The sequence below is a fragment of the Endozoicomonas sp. YOMI1 genome (assembly GCF_024606345.1).
Lineage (GTDB): Bacteria > Pseudomonadota > Gammaproteobacteria > Pseudomonadales > Endozoicomonadaceae > Endozoicomonas.
Genome location: NZ_JAHHPM010000010.1, coordinates 1 through 20759, shown reverse-complemented (window position 1 = coordinate 20759; position 20759 = coordinate 1). Strand labels below are relative to the sequence as shown.

Below are 20759 nucleotides of genomic sequence, written 5' to 3'. Positions count from 1 at the left end.
TATTTAGAAGGCGGAATTGGTATTACCGGCACTGCGAGGCCCTTCGCAACCATTAATTCATGGTTTTAATGGACAGGCCAAAGGCCAGGAAGTTCCCCCGGGCAGCCTCCTTGTCCCTTTGGACTCGCTCCCACTGCCCCCTGTGGGAATGCATACCAAGCCTCTCCCTAAATTCAGAAACTCCATTAAACTCTCATGATTCCGGGCAGAAACAGGTTGTCCCGCATCCTGCAGTAAAATACCCAGCGCAGATATAGCCGATCTGACTGAGAATGCAGCAGAGACTCCGGTGGTTTATAGCTGGCGCTGATCAGCAGAAAAATCCCGAGCGGCAGCAGTGCGCAGAACGCCAACCAGAGTTTAAGTGTTGGATTTTGCATGAAATAAGGCCGTAAATATCGTTGTTATGGGAAAGCCGTGATTAAGGCCGGACATTATAATGGCACTTTTGCCTTGCTATATAGACAAAAGTTATGTCACCTATAAGGGCTGTGTTTGCAAAGTGGTATTGGAATGATTCATTCTTCATTAATAGCTTTTTACTATGATTGCAAAGATATAACGAATGACTAATGATCAGGGATGATAAGTTCATGGGAATTAACAAAATCCAGGGTGGAGTGAATCACAATAATTGTGGCAATACGGAAACCAGGAAGATTGGGAAGACAGAGGATCAGCGCAAAGCAACCCCGCACAGTGCAAACCGTAATCTGCAGTCCGGGATTAAGCCTGTTGAGAAGGGCTTATCAAACTACAAGATATCATCATCAGCTACCAATAAGACAAAAGTAAAATCTACCCACGCCAATACCGCCGGAGCTAAAGTTGTGAAGGCTGCCAATAAGATGGTGGGTCGATATCAATGGGGGCCTCCGGCAATGAATGAACATAAAGCTGCCAATGGCCTGGAAGAACTGGTGAAGCGTGGCACACCAATCAGTGAGGAATCCAGACTCAATTGTTGGGAGAGTATCTTGCAGGCTGGTATGAAAAGCGGGATGTTGCCTGAGGACAAGCTGGTTCGATGGATGCGCGATAATGGAGCTTTGGATGCAGATTTTGTATACCAAGAGAAAATAACCAAACTTTTGGGGATGAAAGACTCTATACCGTTACAAGATACGACACCGGAGCCAGGGGATATTATTCTTTTTTATGGTTCCTCCCATGTGGCGCTGTCCACGGGCGGGGATGGCATGTTGCACCTACCAAGTCATAGCATGTTCAAAGAGGGTTCAGTTAAAAGCTTTTGTGACTATATCAAAGCGGATGACCAGATCTATTATGAGCACCTCAAAGGGGCGGCAAATACCATGTATACAGTGTCGAATTGTCCTGTTTCCGAGAAAGTTTATGAGCAGATTTTCGACTTTGGCGATGCGATTGCAGAGTCTGAACCCGGAAGCCCGGAATATGATGAAGCCAAAGCGGCGACCTTGAAGGCAGTGTCTGCAATCGAGAACCAGATGGAGGTAAGAATTATCAAAAACCCCTGGGGCAAGATGCTTGACCTGATTGAAAAAACCTCATAAATGCACTGTAAATAATGAAATATCCGGGCTGTGCGTTAGCGCACCGTGACGACTACTCAGCCTGGCTTCATTGTTGCCCCTATTCAGTGAACCCCCTCCTGCCATGTATCATGCCCGCCAGATAAAATGACCCTCTGCTCTTCCATATAACAAAAACTTGTTTCAATGCTTGTGTTGACAGCAAGTTTTGTGGTTAGTAGAATTTCGCGTCCTTTTGTCTAGGTGACATAGTTCATCGGACTTTGTTCTTTATAGATGCCATGGTTAGAACAAAATGAGCCAACAATCAAAGCAGTCCGCTCAGGCGCAGCAAATTCGTATCCGCCTGAAGGCTTTTGACCATCGCCTGATTGACCAGTCTACGCAGGAAATCGTTGATACTGCAAAAAGAACTGGTGCTCAGGTGCGTGGTCCAATCCCTCTGCCAACCCGAAAAGAGCGTTTTACGGTGCTGATTTCTCCACACGTCAACAAAGACGCCCGTGATCAGTATGAAATCCGTACCCATAAGCGTCTTCTCGACATTATCGAGCCCACCGAAAAAACTGTAGACGCACTCATGAAGCTGGATTTGGCAGCTGGTGTCGAAGTGCAGATCAGTCTCGGTTAATGAGGCCATGGGCTCTCCATCAAAGTGTGCACACTTTTGTGTAACAGCTCTGAAGTGAGCGGCCATAGTGGGTAGTAGCCCCGTACACGAGAGAGGATGAAATGACTAAAACTAGAATTGGTTTAGTCGGAAAGAAGCGCGGTATGACCCGTGTTTTCACCGAAGACGGTGCTTCCATACCAGTTACCGTAATTGAAGTAGATCCAAATCGCGTTACCCAGGTAAAAACCCTGGAAGCCGATGGATACACGGCGATTCAGGTGACTTCTGGTAGCAAGAAAAGCAGCCGTCTGAGCAAGCCGGAAGCTGGCCACTTCGCCAAAGCAGGTGTTGAAGCTGGTTCTGGCCTCTGGGAATTCCGTATCGACGCTGACGCTGAATATCAGGCTGGCGACGTTATCGGTGTAGACCTGTTTGAACAAGGTCAGAAAGTAGACGTTACCGGTCAGTCCAAGGGTAAGGGCTTCCAGGGTGCTGTCAAGCGCTGGAACTTCCGTATGCAGGACGCCACCCACGGTAACTCTCTGTCTCACCGTGCACCTGGCTCTATCGGCCAGTGTCAGACTCCTGGTCGTGTCTTCAAAGGCAAGAAAATGGCTGGACATATGGGCGCTGAAAACGTGACCGTACAGTCCCTGGAACTCGTTCGCGTTGATAGCGAGCGTAACCTGCTGCTGGTCAAAGGCGCAGTACCCGGTGCAGCCGGTGCTGACGTTATTGTTCGTCCAGCAGTTAAAGCACGTGCTCACGCCTGAGGGGATTAGACGATGGAACTGAAGGTAAACGGTGCAGATGCCGTTCAGGTCTCAGACGTGACTTTTGGCACTGAATTCAACGAAACCCTGGTTCACCAGGCGGTTGTTGCATTCATGGCCGGTGCGCGTCAAGGCACCAGAGCTCAGAAAAACCGCAGCGAAGTAAAAGGCGGTGGTCGTAAGCCCTGGCGTCAAAAAGGTTCCGGTCGTGCACGCGCCGGTACTATTCGCAGCCCATTGTGGCGCGGGGGCGGCAAGGCGTTTGCTGCCAAACCACAGAATCACGCTCAAAAGCTGAACAAGAAGATGTATCGCGCAGCGCTGCGTTCCATCTTGTCCGAGCTGGTTCGTCAGGAGCGTCTGGTAGTGGTTGAGCAGTTCGCTGTTGAATCACCAAAGACCAAACTGGTTGTAGCCAAGCTAAATGAACTGAATGCCAACGGCGCGTTGATCGTTGCTGATGAAGTGGATCAGAACATTTATCTGGCCGCTCGCAACATTCCTCACGTGGATGTTCGTGACGTGCAGGGTATTGATCCGGTTAGTCTGGTTGCTCACGATAAAGTCGTGATGACCCTGTCTGCCATCAAGAAGTTCGAGGAGATGCTGGGATGAACCAGGAACGTATTTTTAAAGTTCTGCTTGGTCCGCACATTTCCGAGAAGGCCACTGTCGTTGGTGAAGAGCACAACCAGTTCGTCTTCAAGGTAGCTAAGGACGCAACCAAGCTCGAAATCAAAAAAGCTGTTGAGCAGCTGTTTGAAGTCAGCGTTAAAGCTGTCAGGACTGCCGTTGTTAAGGGCAAGACTAAGCGTACTCGTTTCGGTATGGGCCAGCGCTCAGACTGGAAAAAGGCTTACGTCAGCCTGGAGCAAGGTCAGGAAATTGACTTCGCGGACGCGGAATAAGGAGCTAGAGAATGGCAGTAATCAAATGCAAGCCGACTTCTCCAGGTCGCCGCTTCGTTGTCAAGGTCGTTAACCCTGACCTCCACAAGGGCCGTCCATACGCGCCCCTGGTGGAAAAGAAAGGCAAAACTGGAGGTCGCAACAATGCTGGTCGTATCACTACCCGTCATCGCGGGGGTGGTCACAAACAGCATTACCGTATCGTCGATTTTCGTCGCAACAAGGACGGCGTTCCAGCTGTTGTTGAGCGTCTCGAATACGACCCAAACCGTACTGCGCACATCGCCCTGTTGAAATACATGGACGGTGAGCGTCGTTACATTATCGCGCCGAAAGGTGTGAAAGCCGGTGATGAGCTGTTCTCCGGTGTGGATGCCCCAATCAAAGCTGGTAATACTCTGCCTCTGCGCAATATTCCACAGGGTTCCATCGTACACTGTGTAGAAATGAAGCCTGGTAAAGGCGCTCAGATGATTCGCAGTGCTGGTGCTTCTGCCCAGCTGGTCGCTCGTGACGGTGCTTACGTCACTCTGCGTCTGCGTTCCGGTGAAATGCGTAAAGTATTGGCTGACTGTCGCGCCACTCTGGGCGAAGTCTCTAACAGTGAGCACAATCTGCGCTCTCTGGGTAAAGCGGGTGCTAAGCGCTGGCGTGGTGTGCGTCCGACCGTTCGTGGTGTTGCCATGAACCCGGTAGATCACCCACATGGTGGTGGTGAAGGTCGTACTTCCGGTGGTCGTCATCCTGTGACGCCATGGGGTGTTCCGACCAAGGGTCGTAAGACTCGTTCCAACAAGCGTACGGACAAAATGATCGTACGTCGTCGCAGCGCGAAGTAAGCCTAGAGAGAGGATACGATAGTGCCACGTTCATTGAAAAAAGGCCCATTTATCGACCTTCACCTGCTGAAGAAAGTCGAAGAAGCGGCTGAAAGCGGCAACAAGCGTCCGATCAAGACCTGGTCCCGCCGCTCCATGATTATCCCAACCATGGTTGGTCTGACTCTGGCTGTGCACAACGGTCGTCAGCACGTACCGGTCTTCGTTACTGAAGATATGGTTGGCCACAAGCTGGGTGAGTTTGCTGCAACCCGGACTTATCGCGGTCACGCAGCAGACAAGAAGGCCAGGAAGCGCTAAGAGGGTATAGAAATGAAAGAAGTTGCTGCTATGCATAAAGGCGCTCGCATTTCTGCCCAGAAAGCGCGTCTGGTCGCTGACCAGATCCGCGGCAAGGCAGTTGGTGACGCCCTGGATCTCCTGAGCTACAGCCCGAAAAAAGCTGCAGTTCTGGTTAAGAAAGTGCTTGAGTCTGCTATTGCAAACGCTGAGCACAATGACGGCATGGACATCGATGAGCTGAAAGTCTCTACTGTCTTCGTTGACGAAGGCATGACGATGAAGCGCATTCGTCCCCGTGCCAAGGGTCGTGCTGATCGCATTCTGAAGCGGTCTTGCCATATTACGGTTAAGGTTGCAGAGGTCTAAGGAGCGGTCAGATGGGTCAGAAAGTACATCCTAATGGAATTCGCCTGGGCATCGTAAAGCCCCACCGTTCAGTCTGGTTTGCAGATGGCAGCGATTACGCTGACAAACTGAATGCTGACCTGGCGGTGCGCAGTTTCATTGAAGAGAAGCTGAAAAGCGCTTCTGTAAGCCATGTTGAAATTCAGCGTCCAGCGCAAAGCGCTCGCGTAACCATTCACACGGCCCGCCCGGGTATCGTGATTGGCAAGAAGGGTGAAGACGTTGAGAAGCTGCGTCAGGCTGTGTCCAAAATGATGGGCGTGCCTGTACACATCAACATTGAAGAAATCCGCAAGCCTGAACTGAATGCCATGCTGGTGGCTCAGAGCATCGCTGGCCAGCTGGAGCGTCGTGTGATGTTCCGTCGTGCCATGAAGCGCTCTGTCCAGAACGCTATGCGTCTGGGTGCCAAGGGTATCAAGGTTCAACTGAGTGGCCGTCTTGGCGGTGCTGAAATCGCGCGTACTGAATGGTACCGTGAAGGTCGTGTGCCACTGCACACCCTGCGTGCTGATATCGATTATGCACATTATGAAGCACTGACCACCTACGGTATTCTGGGGGTGAAGGTCTGGATCTTTAAAGGTGAGGTTATCGGTGGCATGGCGCCTACTGTTGAGCCTTCCAAAGATAAAGAACAGCCAGCCCGTCGCCCTAAGAAACGTCAAGCCAAGAGTTAAGGAGCGCGGAAATGTTACAGCCTAAGCGTACGAAATTTCGTAAGCAGCAAAAAGGCCGCAATCGTGGTCTGGCACTCCGCGGTTCCAGGGTTAGCTTCGGCGAATACGCATTGAAAGCAATCGGCCGTGGACGTATAACAGCTCGCCAGATTGAGGCGGCTCGTCGTGCCATGACCCGTCACATTAAACGTGGCGGTAAAATCTGGATCCGCATCTTCCCTGACAAGCCGATCACCGGTAAGCCTCTTGAGGTTCGTCAGGGTAAAGGTAAGGGTAACGTGGAGTACTGGGTGTGCCAGATTCAACCAGGCCGCGTTCTCTATGAGATGGAAGGTGTGTCCGAAGAGCTGGCTCGTGAAGCCTTTGCTCTTGCTGCAGCCAAGCTGCCACTGGAAACTGCCTTCGTTAAGCGGAGCGTAATGTGATGAAAGCTGCTGAACTGCGTGAAAAGTCTGTAGAGGAGCTCAATGCTGAGCTGCTCTCTCTGCTGCGGGATCAGTTTAACTTCCGTATGCAGAAAGCTACTGGCCAGCTGGGTCAGAGCCATCTGCTGAAGCAGGTTAAGCGCGACATCGCTCGTGTGAAAACCATCCTGAACCAAAAGGCAGGAGCATAAGATGGCTGAAGAACTGGTTGGTCAAAAAAAGATTCGTACACTGTCCGGTAAGGTCGTGAGCGACAAGATGGATAAAACCATCACTGTTCTCATCGAGCGCCGGGTAAAACATTCGCTCTACGGTAAAATCGTTAAGCGGTCCACCAAGTTGCACGCTCATGATGAAAACAACGAGTGCCGTATGGGCGACGTTGTCACCATCAAAGAGACGCGTCCTCTGTCAAAGAGCAAGACGTTTACGCTTGTATCTATTGACGAGCGTGCTACTCAGATCTAAGGCTACGGTGCTTTGGGCTTGAGTGACTAATGGCCGTTCCGGCAGACGTTTAATAGATCTGCCGGAGCGGTTGTTTTTGTGAAAGCCGGCGAGTACCCGTCTGCAGTTTGGGCTTGGAGAATAAGCAATGATCCAGACAGAAAGTCAACTCGAAGTCGCTGATAACAGCGGCGCCCGTCGAGTTCAGTGTATCAAGGTGCTGGGTGGATCCCATCGCCGTTATGCTGGCATTGGCGACATCATCAAAGTATCCGTGAAGGAAGCGATTCCCCGCGGTAAGGTCAAGAAAGGCCAGGTGATGAACGCTGTTGTCGTGCGTACCAAAAAAGGTGTTCGTCGTCCAGACGGTTCCCTGATCAAATTCGATGGTAATGCAGCCGTTCTTCTGAACGCCAGCCTGCAGCCAATCGGTACCCGTATCTTTGGACCAGTGACTCGTGAGCTGCGCGGTGAGCAGTTCATGAAGATCATCTCACTGGCCCCAGAAGTACTGTAACGGGAGCAGGTCATGAAAAAGATCCGTCGTGATGACGAAGTCATCGTAATTGCCGGCAAGGACAAAGGTAAGCGCGGTAGAGTGCAGACCGTTCGTGCTGACGGCAAACTGGTTGTTTCTGGTATCAATTTGATCAAGAAGCATCAGAAGCCTAACCCGATGCTGGGCGCTCCTGGTGGAATCGTGGAAAAAGAAGCGGCTATCGAAGCTTCGAACGTTGCGATTCTGAACCCTGAAACCAACAAGGCTGACCGTGTTGGCTTTGCTATCGAAGATGGCAAAAAGCAGCGCGTATTCAAGTCTAACGGCAAGCTTGTTGACGCAGTTAACGGGTGAGGGGTGAGTGATGGCAAATTTTAAAACCAAATACCGTGAAGAGATTCTGCCCAGACTGAAAGAAGAGCTGGGCGTGAAGAACCTTCATGAAGTGCCACGCATCACTAAAATCACCCTGAACATGGGTGTTGGTGAAGCGATTGGTGACAAGAAAGTCATCGAGCACGCGATTGCTGACCTGGAAAGAATCGCCGGTCAGAAAGCTGTCGTGACCAAGGCCCGCAAATCCGTTGCCGGCTTTAAAGTCCGTGAAGGCTGGCCAATCGGTGTCAAGGTGACTCTGCGTCGCGAGCGCATGTATGAGTTCCTGGAGCGTCTGGTTGACATCGCTCTGCCACGGGTACGTGACTTCCGTGGTCTGAGCCCCAAGTCTTTCGACGGTCGTGGTAACTACAGCATGGGTGTTAAAGAGCAGATCATCTTCCCTGAAGTTGACTACGACAAAATCGACACTCTGCGCGGTCTGGACATCACCCTGACCACCACCGCCAAGAATGACGAAGAAGGCCGTGCCCTGCTGAAGGCTTTCAACTTCCCATTCCGTAACTGAAACAGGTACGAGTTTTATGGCAAAAGTATCCATGAAGCAGCGGGAACTGAAGCGTCAGCGCACCGTTGCCAAATATGCTGAAAAGCGTGCACAGCTGAAAGCTGTGATTAACAATCCTAACAGCACTGAAGATGAGCGTTGGGATGCCCAGGTAGCCCTGCAGAAGCAGCCTCGCAATGCCAGCAAGGCTCGTCTGCGTAACCGCTGCCGCATCACTGGCCGTCCACACGGCGTACTGCGCAAGTTCGGCCTGAGCCGTATCAAGCTGCGTGAAGCAGCGATGCGTGGTGATGTTCCGGGTCTGGTTAAAGCCAGCTGGTAAACGCATTTCATCTTCGGGAGATATAGATAATGAGTATGCAGGACCCGTTAGCAGATATGCTAACTCGTATCCGTAATGCCCAGATGGCAGAGCACGCCTCTGTCACCATGCCGTCCTCCAAAATCAAGGTGGCTGTAGCCCGGGTTTTGAAAGACGAAGGTTTCATCGCTGACTACAAAGTCGCTGGCGAAGCCAAGGCTGAACTGGCCATTGAGCTGAAGTATTTCGAAGGCAAGCCAGTTATTGAAAGCCTGAAGCGTACCAGCCGTCCCGGCCTGCGTTCATACGCTGGCAAGGAAGCGCTGCCTAAAGTGAACGGCGGTCTGGGTATCGCTATTGTTTCCACCAACAAAGGTGTTATGACCGATCGCGCTGCCCGTGCAGCCGGTGTTGGTGGCGAAATTCTCTGCACTGTGTTCTAAGGGAGGGGTATTATGTCTCGAGTAGCCAAAAGCCCTGTTGCTGTCCCTGCTGGTGTAGAGATCAAGCGCAATGGCCAGATCCTTGTGATTAAAGGTTCCAAGGGTCAACTGGAACTTGTTGTTCACAACAATGTCGAAGTTGGTCAGGAAGAAAACGTTCTGACGTTTGCTCCACGTGATGGTGCCAAGCACTCCCGTGCTCTGGCCGGCACCACCCGTGCCCTGGTTAACAACATGGTAACCGGCGTTACCGCTGGCTTCGAAAAGAGGCTGCAGCTGGTCGGTGTTGGTTATCGTGCAGCGGCCAAAGGTAATAGCCTGACTTTGAACCTGGGCTTCTCCCATCCTGTTGAATACGAACTGCCACAAGGCGTGACTTGTGAAACCCCGACCCAGACTGAAATTCTGGTTCGTGGTATCGACAAGCAACTGGTTGGACAGGTTGCTGCGGAAATTCGTGAATTCCGTCGTCCTGAGCCTTATAAAGGCAAGGGTGTTCGCTATGCTGACGAACGTGTTCGTCGCAAAGAAGCCAAGAAAAAGTAAGGTAGGGTGAGATCATGATGGACAAGAAATCTTCTCGCCTGCGTCGTGCCCTTCGTGCAAGGGTTAAGATGCGTGAGCTGGGTGCCATTCGTCTGAGCATTCATCGTACGCCTCGCCACATCTATGCGCAGGTTATCGCCGCTGACGGCGACAAAGTGCTGGCATCTGCCTCCACTGTTGAAAAAGAACTGCGTGGCGACGCCACCGGTAACGTAGAAGCGGCCAAGAAAGTTGGTGCCCTGGTGGCTGTGCGTGCCAAGGCGGCGGGTGTGACCAAGGTGGCGTTTGACCGCTCTGGTTTCAAATATCACGGTCGTGTCAAGGCGCTTGCCGATGCAGCCCGTGAAGGCGGACTGGAATTCTAAAGGTAGAACGTCATGGCAAGAGAAAGAGATGAGCGTAAGCCTAGCAACGACGAAGGCTTGATTGAAAAGCTGGTACAGGTTAACCGTGTCGCCAAAGTGGTGAAAGGTGGTCGTATCTTCGGCTTCACAGCGCTGACAGTCGTTGGTGATGGCAAGGGTAAGGTTGGTTTTGGTCGCGGTAAAGCCCGTGAAGTGCCAATCGCTATCCAGAAAGCGATGGAGGCTGCCCGTCGTAACATGATTCATGTTGACCTGAACGGTGACACTCTTCAGTACCCGGTTAAAGCCCGTCACGGTGCTTCCAAGGTTTACATGCAGCCAGCGTCTGCGGGTACCGGTGTTATCGCCGGTGGCGCAATGCGTGCCGTTCTTGAAGTGGCTGGCGTACACAACGTACTGGCCAAGTGCTACGGTTCTACCAATCCTGTGAACGTGGTTCGTGCTACTTTTAATGGTCTGCGCGACATGCGTTCTCCGGAAGGCATTGCTGCCAAGCGTGGCAAGTCTGTTGAGGATATTCTGGGGTAAGTCATGGCTGAGAAGATGATCAAAGTGACGCTGGTGAAGAGCACCAGCGGTCGCCTCGAAAGCCACAAGGCTTGCGTTCGGGGTCTGGGCCTGCGTCGCATCAACCACACTGTTGAAGTGGAAGACACGCCTTCAGTTCGTGGCATGATCAACAAGGTATCCTACCTTGTTCGGGTAGAAGGAGAATAACATGCGTTTGAATACTCTGAGCCCGGCTAAAGGTAGCCGCAAAGAGGGTAAGCGCGTAGGTCGTGGCATCGGCTCCGGCCTGGGCAAGACCTGTGGCCGTGGTCACAAGGGTCAGAAGTCCCGTTCCGGTGGTTCTGTCAAGCCAGGTTTCGAAGGAGGCCAGCAGCCGCTGCAACGTCGTCTGCCAAAGTACGGCTTTACCTCACGCAAAGCGCGCTTCACTGCGGAGATTCGTCTGCACGAACTGAGCAAAGTAGACGCTGACGTGATCGATCTGGCGGCACTGAAAGCTGCTGACCTGGTCGGCGGTAGCATCCAGCGCGCTAAAGTGGTACTGTCTGGCGAATTGGCTAAAGCAGTCACCATTAAAGGTCTGGCTGTTACCAAAGGCGCCCGTGCTGCGATTGAAGCTGCCGGTGGTAAGATCGAGGACTAAATGGCTAAGACATTACCTGTTGGGAATCAAAGCGGCTTAAACGAGCTTTGGTCTCGCGTTAAGTTCGTGTTTCTGGCGATCCTGGTTTACCGGATCGGCGCACACATCCCTGTGCCAGGCATCAACCCTGATGCGCTGGCTCGGATGTTTCAACAAAATGAAGGCACCATTCTGGGTCTGTTCAACATGTTCTCTGGCGGTGCGCTGGAGAGAATGTCGGTACTGGCCCTGGGTATCATGCCTTATATTTCGGCATCCATTATCGTTCAGCTGATGAGCGTGGTGAGCCCGCAGTTGGAGCAGCTCAAGAAGGAAGGTGAGTCCGGACGTCGCAAGATCAGCCAGTACACCCGCTACCTGACCGTTGCCCTTGCCCTGATCCAGGGTACTGGCATGACTGTCGGTCTGGCCAATCAGGGTGTTGCCTTCAGCACTGATCTCAGCTTTTATGTGGTTGCTGTGGTCACGTTCGTAACCGGTGCCGTCTTTATGATGTGGCTGGGCGAGCAGGTGACTGAACGGGGAATCGGCAATGGTATTTCGATTCTCATCTTTGCAGGTATTGTCGCCGGTCTTCCCAGTGCGATTGTGCGGTCTTTCGAGTCCGCACGTCAGGGTGATATCAACATCCTGATGTTGCTCGCCGTTGCGCTTCTGGCAATTGCGATCATCGCATTTGTGGTCTTTATCGAACGGGGTCAGCGCCGGATAACCGTAAACTATGCCAAGCGTCAACAAGGGCGTAAGGTGTTTGCGGCCCAGAGCAGCCATCTGCCATTGAAGGTGAATATGGCCGGCGTTATTCCAGCTATTTTCGCTTCCAGCCTGCTGCTGTTTCCTGCATCTATTGCGCAGTGGTTCGGCCAGGGTGAAGGCATGGGCTGGTTGCAGGAAATTGCCCTGGCGCTGGGTCCGGGTCAGCCACTGAACATCATACTGTTCTCGGCAGGCATCATCTTCTTCTGCTTCTTTTACACTGCACTGGTCTTTAATCCAAAAGACGTCGCAGATAACCTGAAGAAGTCTGGTGCATTTATCCCCGGTATTCGTCCGGGAGAGCAGTCTGCACGTTATATTGATGGTGTCCTGACTCGCCTGACCATGTTCGGCGCTCTCTATATGACAGCAGTGTGTCTGTTGCCTCAGTTCCTGGTAGTGTCGGCCAATGTTCCGTTCTATCTGGGGGGGACCAGCCTGTTGATCGTGGTGGTCGTGGTGATGGACACCATGGCTCAAGTGCAGTCGCATCTCATGTCGCATCAGTATGAGTCGCTGCTGAAAAAATCCAATCTTAAGGGCTATGGCTCTGGCGGTCTGATCCGCTAAGTCATCTCTTGATGAGACTCGGCCAGAAATAGTTCTGCAACGGTTGTGGAGTTAGTTATGAAAGTACGTGCGTCGGTTAAAAAAATCTGCCGCAACTGTAAGATCATCAAGCGTAAGGGTACTGTACGTGTGATCTGTCAGGAGCCGCGTCACAAACAGCGTCAGGGTTAATCATTGTTGGGAATCTACGGATTCTCCTGATTCTCCTGATATCAGTACTCTGGTCTAATGTGACCTCAGGCAAAGCCAACCGCTCATGAAATTTTTCATAAGCGGTTGTGTTTTATCGAAAGGGGGATTACAATTTCCGCCTTTCGACCTGTTGGAAATGCTTTTTGCTGCGTGAGTTTTTTAGCGTTGCTTGATCGCTCCGTTTGCAAGGTGTTTTGCTCAGGATGAAAGCAGCCATTTCTGAAACAATGCTTTTTCTGGCGTTTCAATATGGTGACGTGTTTCAGTTTAATTTGGTTTTGCTGAGCAATCAGGAATGATCAACTTAATAGCTGTTATACGGTTAAATGTAATAACGGAGACGATTGAATGGCCCGTATTGCTGGCGTCAACATTCCAGATAACAAACATGCCGTTATCTCGTTGACCTACATTTTTGGTATCGGCAAGACTTCAGCTCAGCAGCTGTGTGCTGCCACTGGCGTTAACCCGTCTGCCAAAGTATCTGATCTGAGCGAAGATCAACTGGAATCCCTGCGTACTGAAGTTGCAAAACTGAACGTAGAAGGTGACCTGCGTCGCGAAATCAGCATGAACATCAAGCGCCTGATGGACCTCGGTTGCTACCGTGGCCTTCGCCACCGTCGCAGTCTGCCGGTACGTGGTCAGCGCTCGAAGACCAATGCCCGTACTCGTAAGGGTCCGCGCAAACCGATTCGTAAGTAAGATCGTTGCATTTCTCTAAAGAAACGCTTTGCATAGAACTTTTCTATTAAAAGTTTTTATTTCAGAAGCTTCTCTTTGAAGAGAACAACGAACTTTTTAAATACAGGATTTGTTCTGATATGGCAAAGCCAGGTACTCGTACACGTAAGAAAGTTAAAAAGTCAGTGGTGGATGGCATCGCCCATATTCACGCCTCTTTTAACAACACTATCGTGACAATTACCGACCGCCAGGGTAATGCACTCTCTTGGGCAACTGCAGGTGGCTCCGGCTTCCGTGGTTCCCGTAAGAGCACGCCATTTGCTGCGCAGGTTGCAGCCGAGCGTGCCGGACGTGCTGCCGCTGAGTTCGGTCTGAAGAATTTGGACGTGAATGTTAAAGGGCCTGGTCCAGGCCGTGAATCCGCTGTACGCGCGCTCAACGCTTGTGGTTTCAAGATCAATAACATCACCGATGTTACCCCGATCCCACACAATGGTTGTCGTCCGCCCAAGAAGCGTCGTGTATAAGCAGGAGACCGGTAAATGGCTAGATATATAGGTCCTAAGTGCAAACTGTCTCGTCGTGAAGGCACTGATCTCTTCCTGAAGAGTGGTGTTCGTGCACTCGAGTCAAAGTGCAAGGCAGAAAATGCTCCTGGCCAGCATGGCCAGCGTCGTGGTCGTCTTTCTGACTACGGTGTTCAGCTTCGTGAGAAGCAGAAAGTTCGTCGTATCTACGGTGTACTGGAAAAGCAGTTCCGTAACTACTACAAGGAAGCTGACCGTCTGAAGGGTGCGACGGGTTCAAACCTGTTGCAACTTCTGGAGTCTCGCCTTGATAATGTGGTTTACCGCATGGGATTCGGTTCTACCCGTGCAGAAGCACGCCAGCTGGTCAGCCACAAAGCTGTCATGGTTAATGGCAAGACTGTAAATATCCCGTCTTATCAGGTTAAGCCTGGTGACGTAGTTGCTATCCGTGAAAAGGCAAAGAACCAGCTGCGCATCAATGCAGCGCTTGAACTTGCTGCCCAGCGTGGTTTCTCCATCTGGGTAGAAGTGGACGCCAGCAAAAAAGAAGGTGTCTTCAAGACGCTGCCCGAGCGGAGTGATCTGGCGGCCGACATCAACGAGAGCTTGATCGTCGAGCTGTACTCCAAGTAAGGGATAGACAGTTAGGTGGGGTGTAACATCCATGCAGAATTCGGTTACTGAATTTCTAACTCCTCGACACATTGATGTAGAGGAAATCAGTCTGACACGGGCAAAGGTCACCCTGGAGCCGCTGGAACGTGGTTTTGGGCATACCTTAGGCAATGCCCTGCGTCGCATTCTTCTTTCCTCCATGCCCGGCTGTGCCGTGACTGAGGTAGAGATTGATGGCGTGCAGCATGAATACAGTGCTATTGAAGGTGTTCAGGAAGACGTTATTGAAATCCTGCTCAACCTCAAAGGCCTGGCTATTCGCATGACTGGCCGTGATAGCGTTACTCTGACTATGAGCAAAGCAGGTGAGGGTGTTGTCACTGCTGCTGACATCCAGCTGGATCACGATGTTGAAATCGTGAATCCTGATCATGTTATTGCCCACATGAATGACAAGGGCAAGCTCAACATGAAGCTGAAGGTTGCTCGTGGTCGTGGGTATGAATCAGCCGACAGCCGTCGTCAGGATGAAGATGAAACTCGCGCCATCGGCCGTCTGCAGCTGGATACCACCTATAGCCCTGTATACCGTGTTTCCTATGTCGTAGAAAGTGCTCGTGTAGAACAGCGTACTGACCTCGACAAGCTGGTTATCGACCTGGAAACCAATGGCACTCTGGACCCTGATGAAGCCATCCGTCGTGCTGCTACTATTCTGCAGCAGCAACTGGCGGTGTTTGTGGATCTGGAAGGTGAGTCCGAGCCAGAGCCTGTGAAGGAAGAAGACGAGGTTGATCCGATTCTTCTTCGTCCGGTTGATGATCTCGAACTGACGGTACGTAGTGCTAACTGTCTGAAGGCAGAGAACATCTACTACATTGGTGACCTGATTCAGCGCACTGAAGTTGAGTTGCTCAAGACCCCGAACCTGGGTAAGAAGTCCCTGACTGAAATCAAGGACGTTCTGGCCTCCCGCGGTCTGAGCTTGGGTATGCGTCTTGACAACTGGCCACCTGCCAGTTTGAAGAGCGACGATAAGGTTTCTGCTTAATTGCAGCCAGGAGCCGCCACTGTTGCAGAAACAGAAGCGGCTCCTGGTAAGAAGAGGAAGTTTGTGCCATGCGTCATCGTAAGAGTGGCCGCAAGCTTAACCGGAACAGTTCTCATCGCAAAGCGATGTTCAAGAATATGGCTGCTTCCCTGGTTGAGCACGAAGTAATCAAGACAACACTGCCAAAAGCGAAAGAGCTGCGTCGTGTTGCTGAACCGCTGATCACCCTGGCCAAGGAAGACAGCGTTGCTAACCGTCGGCTGGCGTTCGATCGTCTCCGTAACAAGGGTGCGGTAGGCAAGCTGTTTACTGATCTGGGTCCGCGTTTCAAAGAGCGTCCAGGCGGTTACATCCGTATCATCAAGTGCGGATTCCGTCATGGTGACAACGCGCCAATGGCTTATGTCGAGTTGCTGGACCGTCCTGCTGTTGAAGCAGTAGAGTCCGCTGGCGAAGAATAAGTCAGAAAAAAGCCGGGTTATCCCGGCTTTTTTGCTTTTCTACTTTCACCCCCTGAAGTCCCTATACCTATTCCCTGCGTTTTTCAAGCATCTTGCCGTTCTTAAGGGGAGCGGCATCGAAACATTTACCATTATCAAGCCTGGAGCCGTCGGATGATGCCGCATCAACTGGTGTTACTGGTAAATTCTGTACTTCCTCAACCCTAAGTAGTTAACCAAATGTCATCGAATGTTGTCGATCGATTGATCAGTAGTTAAGGCCAACCCGCTTGCCGCAGGGAGTAAATTACCAATCAAACTAATATCCATTACGGTTTCTAAATATGATGTAGAATCAGCCATTCTAGGAGGCTGTCCGAGAATTGCGCCGATGAATCGGGATGTTATAACGGCTTACCAACTGGTTAGTGATTTATGTGAAAAAAATGGTATGCAACTTAGAGTATTTCGAATCACTTAACGCAACATTGATTTAACTTGTTTACAGGTTAATTAAGAACGGCAGAGAACTATTTAAACATTTAAGGATCAAATCTTCATAATCAAATTTTTTATTACAGGAATTAATTATGTTTTACCCTCCATCCGCTATTGTGACAAGGCAGCAGCAAGCATACTCGTTAGGTGCAGCACATGCCGAGCCACAAAATCAGCATGAGATTGAATTCGATCGGCAATTGGGCCCCCGGGAAGCCAGTATGGCTGAAGAATTATATGATCAGCTTAAAGGAAGGCATCGCAATAGGTCAGATCACTCCTGGCATTGTGAAGTGAAGCGCAGTTATTTTGATAGATTAGTTGGCTTTCAAAGGGGTAGTGAGGAACCTGTCATTATCCAGGTTCATGATAAAACCAAGAAATATATAGGTCGAGGTTCATATGGTTTTGTATATGAAAGTAGCCATTTGATAAGGAAGGCAGAGAGATGTTGGGGAGTTCCTCAAGGGGAGCAATATAAGAGAGTGATGAAGATCCAGGACAACACTGAAGATGCCCGGAGTGAAATAGATTTTCATTCAGAACAACCCGGGTCGTTAGGTGCTGGAAAATTTGAAGGTTTTCAATATCTGGATCAATTACGCATTCCCGGAAAATGTTTGGGAGACTATTTTAAAGATGAAACCTGGCCACTGAAAGACAGGTTTGAATGTGCTGTGGCCATGCTGATGTGTGCTAAGACTTATGCGGCTGGCGGTAAAGCTCATCCCGATATTAAACCGGCCAACATGATTTATGATGATGTTAAGAAAGAAGTCAGTTTTATTGACAATGCTCATGTACAGGATCTTGAAGATCCATCAGCGGTTAAGCCTCGGGAGCCAAGGGGTACACCTTTGTTCATTGAACCTGAACAATACCGGAAAATTGAAACTACAGCCAAGTCCATGGTGTATTCACTTGGAATTGTTATGTTGAATCTATTTTCTGATAAGCCTGATGAGTATGAAGTTGCCCGGTCAGGCATTGTTGAAGGCAGGAGCATACAATTAAAACCAGAGAGAATTCTTCCAAAGTTCAGGGAGACCAGTCCTGAGTTCGTCCGGCAGCTTGAAGGCTTCCTAATTGAAATGGTTTCGGAAAGCAGCGACATTCGCCCTGACTTAGGAGAGTGCTTGACGCAACTAACTGCTTTTTCCAGTGGGTACAAACTAATTGAAGAGACTGAAAGTAAAATTAGGTCTGCATATGCAAAATTAGCACATCTTCAAAAGGAGCTAAAACAGTCCCAAAAAAGCAAAGCGTTAACTAAAAGTGATGCCATAACTCAACAGCAGATTGCTCAGCTAAAAGAAGAAGGAGCAGGGAAAGAAAGGGTGTTGCAGCAGATGCTGGCGCAGCAGCAGGTTGCAATCAATGAGATGAAAGAACAGCAGAAGCAAAAGTTGGAAGAGGTAATGCAGGCCGGACAGCTGGAGCTTGAAAGAATGCAACGAGTAGCCGAAGCGTCGGAGACGCAAAAAGCTCTCTATAAAAAAATGGCAGAAGAATCAGAGAGTGGTGTAAAGAAGGCACATCGTCAACTGCAGCAGTTGACAGGTGTAGTAAATAAGTTGAAAAGCACTCTTTCCATTAAAGATAAACAGTTGGAGGAGTTGGCAGGAGTGGCGGTAAAGGCTGAGAAGCAGAACCAGGATGTGAATCTGGCTCGTGCAAAGGCGGAGGAAAAAAGTACTGAATATGAATTAGCCCTGGAAATTGAAAAAAATGGTCGTAAAGAGGCAATGGATCAATTGGATGAGGCTAAATTCCAAAAGGGAAAACTGGAGGCTGAGAAAGCATCTGAAGCCAGGAAAGTTCGAAGACTGGCAAGTAAGCTGTCTGAAAACCTGCAGGCCCCTTTGGATAACTTAAAAATGCTGGCACGTAATGGGGCTAATATAGATATCGACGAGTTTGGCAAGATGCTTCCTGGTGTTTTAGAAGCACTGCCATCCAATTCTTTGAAGATTAGATACCTGGAAAAGCTTGCAATCTTAATTTTTTGCAATGTGGCTATTGATGGTGGTGCCGATAAGCCCTACACGCATCGCTGCTATTTCAGGGCTTTTTCCTTATATCCCCGCCGTCAGGTTGACTTTACAGGTACTCAACGAACGCATTTGGAGGCAGTTACACAACAGGCTAAAGTGCTGGCTAACAAGATGTTAAAGGGTAGCGATGAAAGTAAGCGGGAGGCTTGCCATTTTTTAAACGAAGGTTTTGCTGCACAGGTTCAAGCCACCGATGTGTTAACAAAAGACAATGGATGGGCTGAATCACTGTTGGCCTCTACGCCCGGCATTGCAAAATACCAGTTTACGCCAGCACAGGTAGAAAACTTTGGATTTAGAATATCTTCCATCGGTATGCATTTTAAAGATGGCAGGGAAGGTGATCCTGGTAAAAGTAAACAACTTACTGAATATATGTTGGGTTTGGAACAGTTAGATGAAGTCAGTGCGGCAAAGAGTTTGCTGGATAAGCTAGCGCTTAAAGAAACTGTTGATCAGCTTGAAGCTTTAGAGAATGAGTTTTTGTCTATTCTCACCAGACCGAACGCATATACCAGAGGGGATCAGGACACTGTCGCCTGGTTAGCTGAATCTATGTTGACACGTGTCACTGGGGAAAGGCATATTCGTCAAGATGTTGATTCTCCATCGGCGACCAAAATGAGGCATATTGCTTTGCTGCGCTCCGCATATGATGAGGCTTTAAAACCATTAATGGAGAAGAAATTAACCTCTCTGGAAGTTAAATATCTGGCGAATAGTCGCCTGGTTAAATTTTCTCCCGCTCAATACCAGCATGAACTTCAAGGCTTTCAAAATGACCTGAAGTGTAAAGTTGCAACACTTCTGGAGTCGGAGAAAAATTTTGCAACCTACAAGGATTACTTGTATAAAAAGTTTGCGGCAGATTTTTCTGCTTCATAATGTTAACTGCTCAGTTACCCGGTGCTGACTGAATGTTTATAGCCGGGAGTTGTGCTGCCTTAAATGGCCAACATCCTTGAATGGAACATTGGATCACCGGAAATCAAAATTGCAGTATCCCCGAAAAAGTGATACTTACTGACCGGTCATTTTGAACCGGTGATTTGGGGGCAATCTACGCCGGTGATGCTTTTGTCACCCCTGCAACAGGTTGAGAAATTAAACCTGCTCTTGCAGGGTATCACCTGTCAAAAATTAAGGAGAAATGCTATGGGTTTGTTTGATGCCTTACTGGGCAATGCAGGTGAGATGACCAATGCCGAAGCAATGGAGGACCTGGCAACCATTCTTAACCCTTCGGAATCAATAGAGCTGGCCTATAAGCTGGTTCGGGATATGGTGGTTTTGACCAATCACCGTCTGATTTTGATCGACAAACAGGGGCTTACCGGACGCAAGGTTGAATATCGCTCAATACCTTATAAGTCGATCACCATGTTTACCGTAGAGTCTGCAGGCCATTTTGATCTGGACGCTGAACTGAAAATATGGATTTCCGGCCAGCCAGAGTCAATGCAGATGGAATTTAACAGCAAGACCAATATTTATACGCTTCAGGCAATCCTGGCGGCGAAAGTGGCAGGGCGGTAATGGTTGTCAGCCAACCCTTGATAAAGGCCACAATCGTGGCCTTTTCGGTTCAGCCTTGAATTCTCAGCAGGTTTGAAAGTGCTGGATTGGGTTTGTCGGCTGCTTTGAAAATCAGTGCGATTTTGCCAATCGTTTGAATGAGATCAGAGTTTGTGGCGCTGATCAGTTCACTGATCAGTTGCTGGCGGATTTCCCGGTCGCCAATGGCGAATTTGATCTTGATCAGTTCATGGTCATTCAGTGCGCGCAATGTTTCTTCAACCACGCCATCCGTCAGCCCCTTGTCTGCCACAATGACGACAGGGTTCAGGTTGTGGCCGATGGTACGAAAATGTTTCTTTTTGGCTGCATTCAAGCTCATGTTTGCTATTCCTGATAATTTCTTTAATAACGAATCGTCATACACGATGTCTGATGATGGGTATGACCATATTTTTCCGGAGAAGTTTTCGTAAATGCAGGTTGGGGACCGAGAAGTACTGTTTATAAAGCACTTAGCGGTCATTGACTGGGTGTCGAAGAGAGCGAATTAATGTCCAGCGCCGTGGGCTGCTGAATGGGTCTAAGGCTGGCAGCATATTAAGTTACTCGACAGCATATTCAAGCTTTTGGTGGCGCATGCTATCGCTTTCTGGCTGCTGAGGGAAGTGTAGCTGTCCCTGAATAATTTCCTTTTTTGCCACGGAGGCACGGAGTCACAGAGGAAAAGATTTTTTCTTTTCTCCGTGCCTCC

33 protein-coding genes are annotated in these 20759 nt (G+C 49.9%); 31 read left to right on the top strand and 2 right to left on the bottom strand.

Translation table 11 applies throughout. The features are described 5' to 3' along the window. Window positions 1-185 precede the first annotated feature (185 nt). Window positions 186-380 (bottom strand): hypothetical protein, encoded by a 195-nt coding sequence (locus KDK15_RS00425; RefSeq protein WP_257293390.1) that lies wholly within the window; start codon window positions 378-380, stop codon window positions 186-188. 213 nt (window positions 381-593) lie between these two features. On the opposite strand from KDK15_RS00425, the gene KDK15_RS00420 reads away from it, so the two are divergent. The 31 genes from KDK15_RS00420 (at window position 594) to KDK15_RS00270 (ending at window position 20026) form a co-directional block, all read left to right on the top strand. Beyond that, a complete protein-coding gene (locus KDK15_RS00420; RefSeq protein ID WP_257293389.1) occupies window positions 594-1535 on the top strand; it encodes a hypothetical protein in 942 nt (313 codons plus the stop codon). 274 nt (window positions 1536-1809) lie between these two features. Beyond that, window positions 1810-2145: a 30S ribosomal protein S10 gene (gene rpsJ, locus KDK15_RS00415; RefSeq protein WP_257293388.1), complete on the top strand. Its 336-nt coding sequence runs from the start codon at window positions 1810-1812 to the stop codon at window positions 2143-2145. 101 nt (window positions 2146-2246) lie between these two features. Then, window positions 2247-2900, top strand: coding sequence for a 50S ribosomal protein L3 (rplC, locus tag KDK15_RS00410; protein ID WP_257293387.1), 654 nt, complete (start codon window positions 2247-2249; stop codon window positions 2898-2900). A 12-nt stretch (window positions 2901-2912) separates the two neighbouring features. Continuing rightward, a complete protein-coding gene (rplD, locus tag KDK15_RS00405) occupies window positions 2913-3515 on the top strand; it encodes a 50S ribosomal protein L4 (protein ID WP_257293386.1) in 603 nt (200 codons plus the stop codon). Beyond that, window positions 3512-3808: a 50S ribosomal protein L23 gene (gene rplW, locus KDK15_RS00400; RefSeq protein ID WP_257293385.1), complete on the top strand. Its 297-nt coding sequence runs from the start codon at window positions 3512-3514 to the stop codon at window positions 3806-3808. Before rplD ends, rplW begins: the two co-directional genes overlap by 4 nt. An 11-nt stretch (window positions 3809-3819) precedes the next feature. Beyond that, the gene (gene rplB / locus KDK15_RS00395) at window positions 3820-4647 is read left to right on the top strand and encodes a 50S ribosomal protein L2 (protein ID WP_257293384.1); all 828 of its coding nucleotides are present in this window, start codon (window positions 3820-3822) and stop codon (window positions 4645-4647) included. Window positions 4648-4668: 21 nt separating this feature from the next. After that, on the top strand, window positions 4669-4947 hold the full coding sequence (gene rpsS / locus KDK15_RS00390) for a 30S ribosomal protein S19 (protein ID WP_257293383.1): 279 nt from the start codon (window positions 4669-4671) through the stop codon (window positions 4945-4947). A 12-nt stretch (window positions 4948-4959) separates the two neighbouring features. Further along, window positions 4960-5295, top strand: a complete 336-nt coding sequence (gene rplV / locus KDK15_RS00385; protein ID WP_209201929.1) for a 50S ribosomal protein L22 — start codon at window positions 4960-4962, stop codon at window positions 5293-5295. An 11-nt stretch (window positions 5296-5306) separates the two neighbouring features. Continuing rightward, a complete protein-coding gene (gene rpsC, locus KDK15_RS00380; protein WP_257293382.1) occupies window positions 5307-6014 on the top strand; it encodes a 30S ribosomal protein S3 in 708 nt (235 codons plus the stop codon). A gap of 11 nt (window positions 6015-6025) precedes the next feature. Next, window positions 6026-6439: a 50S ribosomal protein L16 gene (rplP, locus tag KDK15_RS00375; protein ID WP_257293381.1), complete on the top strand. Its 414-nt coding sequence runs from the start codon at window positions 6026-6028 to the stop codon at window positions 6437-6439. Next, the gene (rpmC, locus tag KDK15_RS00370; RefSeq protein ID WP_252026927.1) at window positions 6439-6630 is read left to right on the top strand and encodes a 50S ribosomal protein L29; all 192 of its coding nucleotides are present in this window, start codon (window positions 6439-6441) and stop codon (window positions 6628-6630) included. Before rplP ends, rpmC begins: the two co-directional genes overlap by 1 nt. Before the next feature lies 1 nt (window position 6631). Next, window positions 6632-6907 (top strand): 30S ribosomal protein S17, encoded by a 276-nt coding sequence (gene rpsQ, locus KDK15_RS00365; RefSeq protein WP_257293380.1) that lies wholly within the window; start codon window positions 6632-6634, stop codon window positions 6905-6907. A gap of 127 nt (window positions 6908-7034) precedes the next feature. Beyond that, the gene (gene rplN / locus KDK15_RS00360) at window positions 7035-7403 is read left to right on the top strand and encodes a 50S ribosomal protein L14 (protein ID WP_257293379.1); all 369 of its coding nucleotides are present in this window, start codon (window positions 7035-7037) and stop codon (window positions 7401-7403) included. 12 nt (window positions 7404-7415) lie between these two features. Further along, complete coding sequence (gene rplX, locus KDK15_RS00355) at window positions 7416-7739, top strand: 50S ribosomal protein L24 (protein WP_257293378.1); 324 nt, start codon at window positions 7416-7418, stop codon at window positions 7737-7739. 10 nt (window positions 7740-7749) lie between these two features. Then, entirely contained in the window at window positions 7750-8289 is a 540-nt protein-coding gene (gene rplE / locus KDK15_RS00350; RefSeq protein WP_257293377.1) for a 50S ribosomal protein L5, read from the top strand. A 16-nt stretch (window positions 8290-8305) separates the two neighbouring features. Next, entirely contained in the window at window positions 8306-8611 is a 306-nt protein-coding gene (gene rpsN / locus KDK15_RS00345; protein ID WP_066014878.1) for a 30S ribosomal protein S14, read from the top strand. A gap of 29 nt (window positions 8612-8640) precedes the next feature. Continuing rightward, window positions 8641-9033, top strand: coding sequence for a 30S ribosomal protein S8 (gene rpsH / locus KDK15_RS00340; protein ID WP_101746633.1), 393 nt, complete (start codon window positions 8641-8643; stop codon window positions 9031-9033). Window positions 9034-9045: 12 nt separating this feature from the next. Further along, window positions 9046-9579 carry a 50S ribosomal protein L6 gene (rplF, locus tag KDK15_RS00335; RefSeq protein WP_209201928.1) on the top strand — a complete coding sequence of 178 codons (534 nt, stop codon included), beginning with the start codon at window positions 9046-9048 and terminating at the stop codon, window positions 9577-9579. Window positions 9580-9593: 14 nt separating this feature from the next. Beyond that, window positions 9594-9944: a 50S ribosomal protein L18 gene (gene rplR / locus KDK15_RS00330; protein WP_257293376.1), complete on the top strand. Its 351-nt coding sequence runs from the start codon at window positions 9594-9596 to the stop codon at window positions 9942-9944. Window positions 9945-9956: 12 nt separating this feature from the next. Further along, complete coding sequence (rpsE, locus tag KDK15_RS00325) at window positions 9957-10472, top strand: 30S ribosomal protein S5 (protein ID WP_257293375.1); 516 nt, start codon at window positions 9957-9959, stop codon at window positions 10470-10472. 3 nt (window positions 10473-10475) lie between these two features. Further along, entirely contained in the window at window positions 10476-10661 is a 186-nt protein-coding gene (gene rpmD / locus KDK15_RS00320; RefSeq protein WP_066014883.1) for a 50S ribosomal protein L30, read from the top strand. Window position 10662: 1 nt separating this feature from the next. Next, on the top strand, window positions 10663-11097 hold the full coding sequence (gene rplO / locus KDK15_RS00315) for a 50S ribosomal protein L15 (RefSeq protein ID WP_257293374.1): 435 nt from the start codon (window positions 10663-10665) through the stop codon (window positions 11095-11097). Beyond that, window positions 11098-12423, top strand: a complete 1326-nt coding sequence (secY, locus tag KDK15_RS00310; RefSeq protein WP_257293373.1) for a preprotein translocase subunit SecY — start codon at window positions 11098-11100, stop codon at window positions 12421-12423. Between the two features lie 57 nt (window positions 12424-12480). Then, entirely contained in the window at window positions 12481-12594 is a 114-nt protein-coding gene (gene rpmJ, locus KDK15_RS00305) for a 50S ribosomal protein L36 (protein WP_257293372.1), read from the top strand. A 369-nt stretch (window positions 12595-12963) separates the two neighbouring features. Beyond that, window positions 12964-13320 (top strand): 30S ribosomal protein S13, encoded by a 357-nt coding sequence (gene rpsM, locus KDK15_RS00300; protein ID WP_066014886.1) that lies wholly within the window; start codon window positions 12964-12966, stop codon window positions 13318-13320. Between the two features lie 119 nt (window positions 13321-13439). Beyond that, a complete protein-coding gene (gene rpsK, locus KDK15_RS00295) occupies window positions 13440-13829 on the top strand; it encodes a 30S ribosomal protein S11 (RefSeq protein ID WP_020582394.1) in 390 nt (129 codons plus the stop codon). Window positions 13830-13844: 15 nt separating this feature from the next. Beyond that, a complete protein-coding gene (gene rpsD / locus KDK15_RS00290; protein ID WP_101746625.1) occupies window positions 13845-14465 on the top strand; it encodes a 30S ribosomal protein S4 in 621 nt (206 codons plus the stop codon). A 31-nt stretch (window positions 14466-14496) separates the two neighbouring features. Beyond that, on the top strand, window positions 14497-15498 hold the full coding sequence (locus KDK15_RS00285; protein ID WP_257293371.1) for a DNA-directed RNA polymerase subunit alpha: 1002 nt from the start codon (window positions 14497-14499) through the stop codon (window positions 15496-15498). A 68-nt stretch (window positions 15499-15566) separates the two neighbouring features. Further along, window positions 15567-15959: a 50S ribosomal protein L17 gene (rplQ, locus tag KDK15_RS00280; protein WP_257293370.1), complete on the top strand. Its 393-nt coding sequence runs from the start codon at window positions 15567-15569 to the stop codon at window positions 15957-15959. A 569-nt stretch (window positions 15960-16528) separates the two neighbouring features. Continuing rightward, on the top strand, window positions 16529-19375 hold the full coding sequence (locus tag KDK15_RS00275; RefSeq protein ID WP_257293369.1) for a hypothetical protein: 2847 nt from the start codon (window positions 16529-16531) through the stop codon (window positions 19373-19375). A gap of 270 nt (window positions 19376-19645) precedes the next feature. Further along, window positions 19646-20026: a PH domain-containing protein gene (locus tag KDK15_RS00270; protein WP_257293368.1), complete on the top strand. Its 381-nt coding sequence runs from the start codon at window positions 19646-19648 to the stop codon at window positions 20024-20026. A gap of 49 nt (window positions 20027-20075) precedes the next feature. Here KDK15_RS00270 and KDK15_RS00265 read toward each other — a convergent pair whose 3' ends face one another. Beyond that, entirely contained in the window at window positions 20076-20387 is a 312-nt protein-coding gene (locus tag KDK15_RS00265; RefSeq protein WP_257293367.1) for a YhbY family RNA-binding protein, read from the bottom strand. Window positions 20388-20759 lie beyond the last annotated feature (372 nt).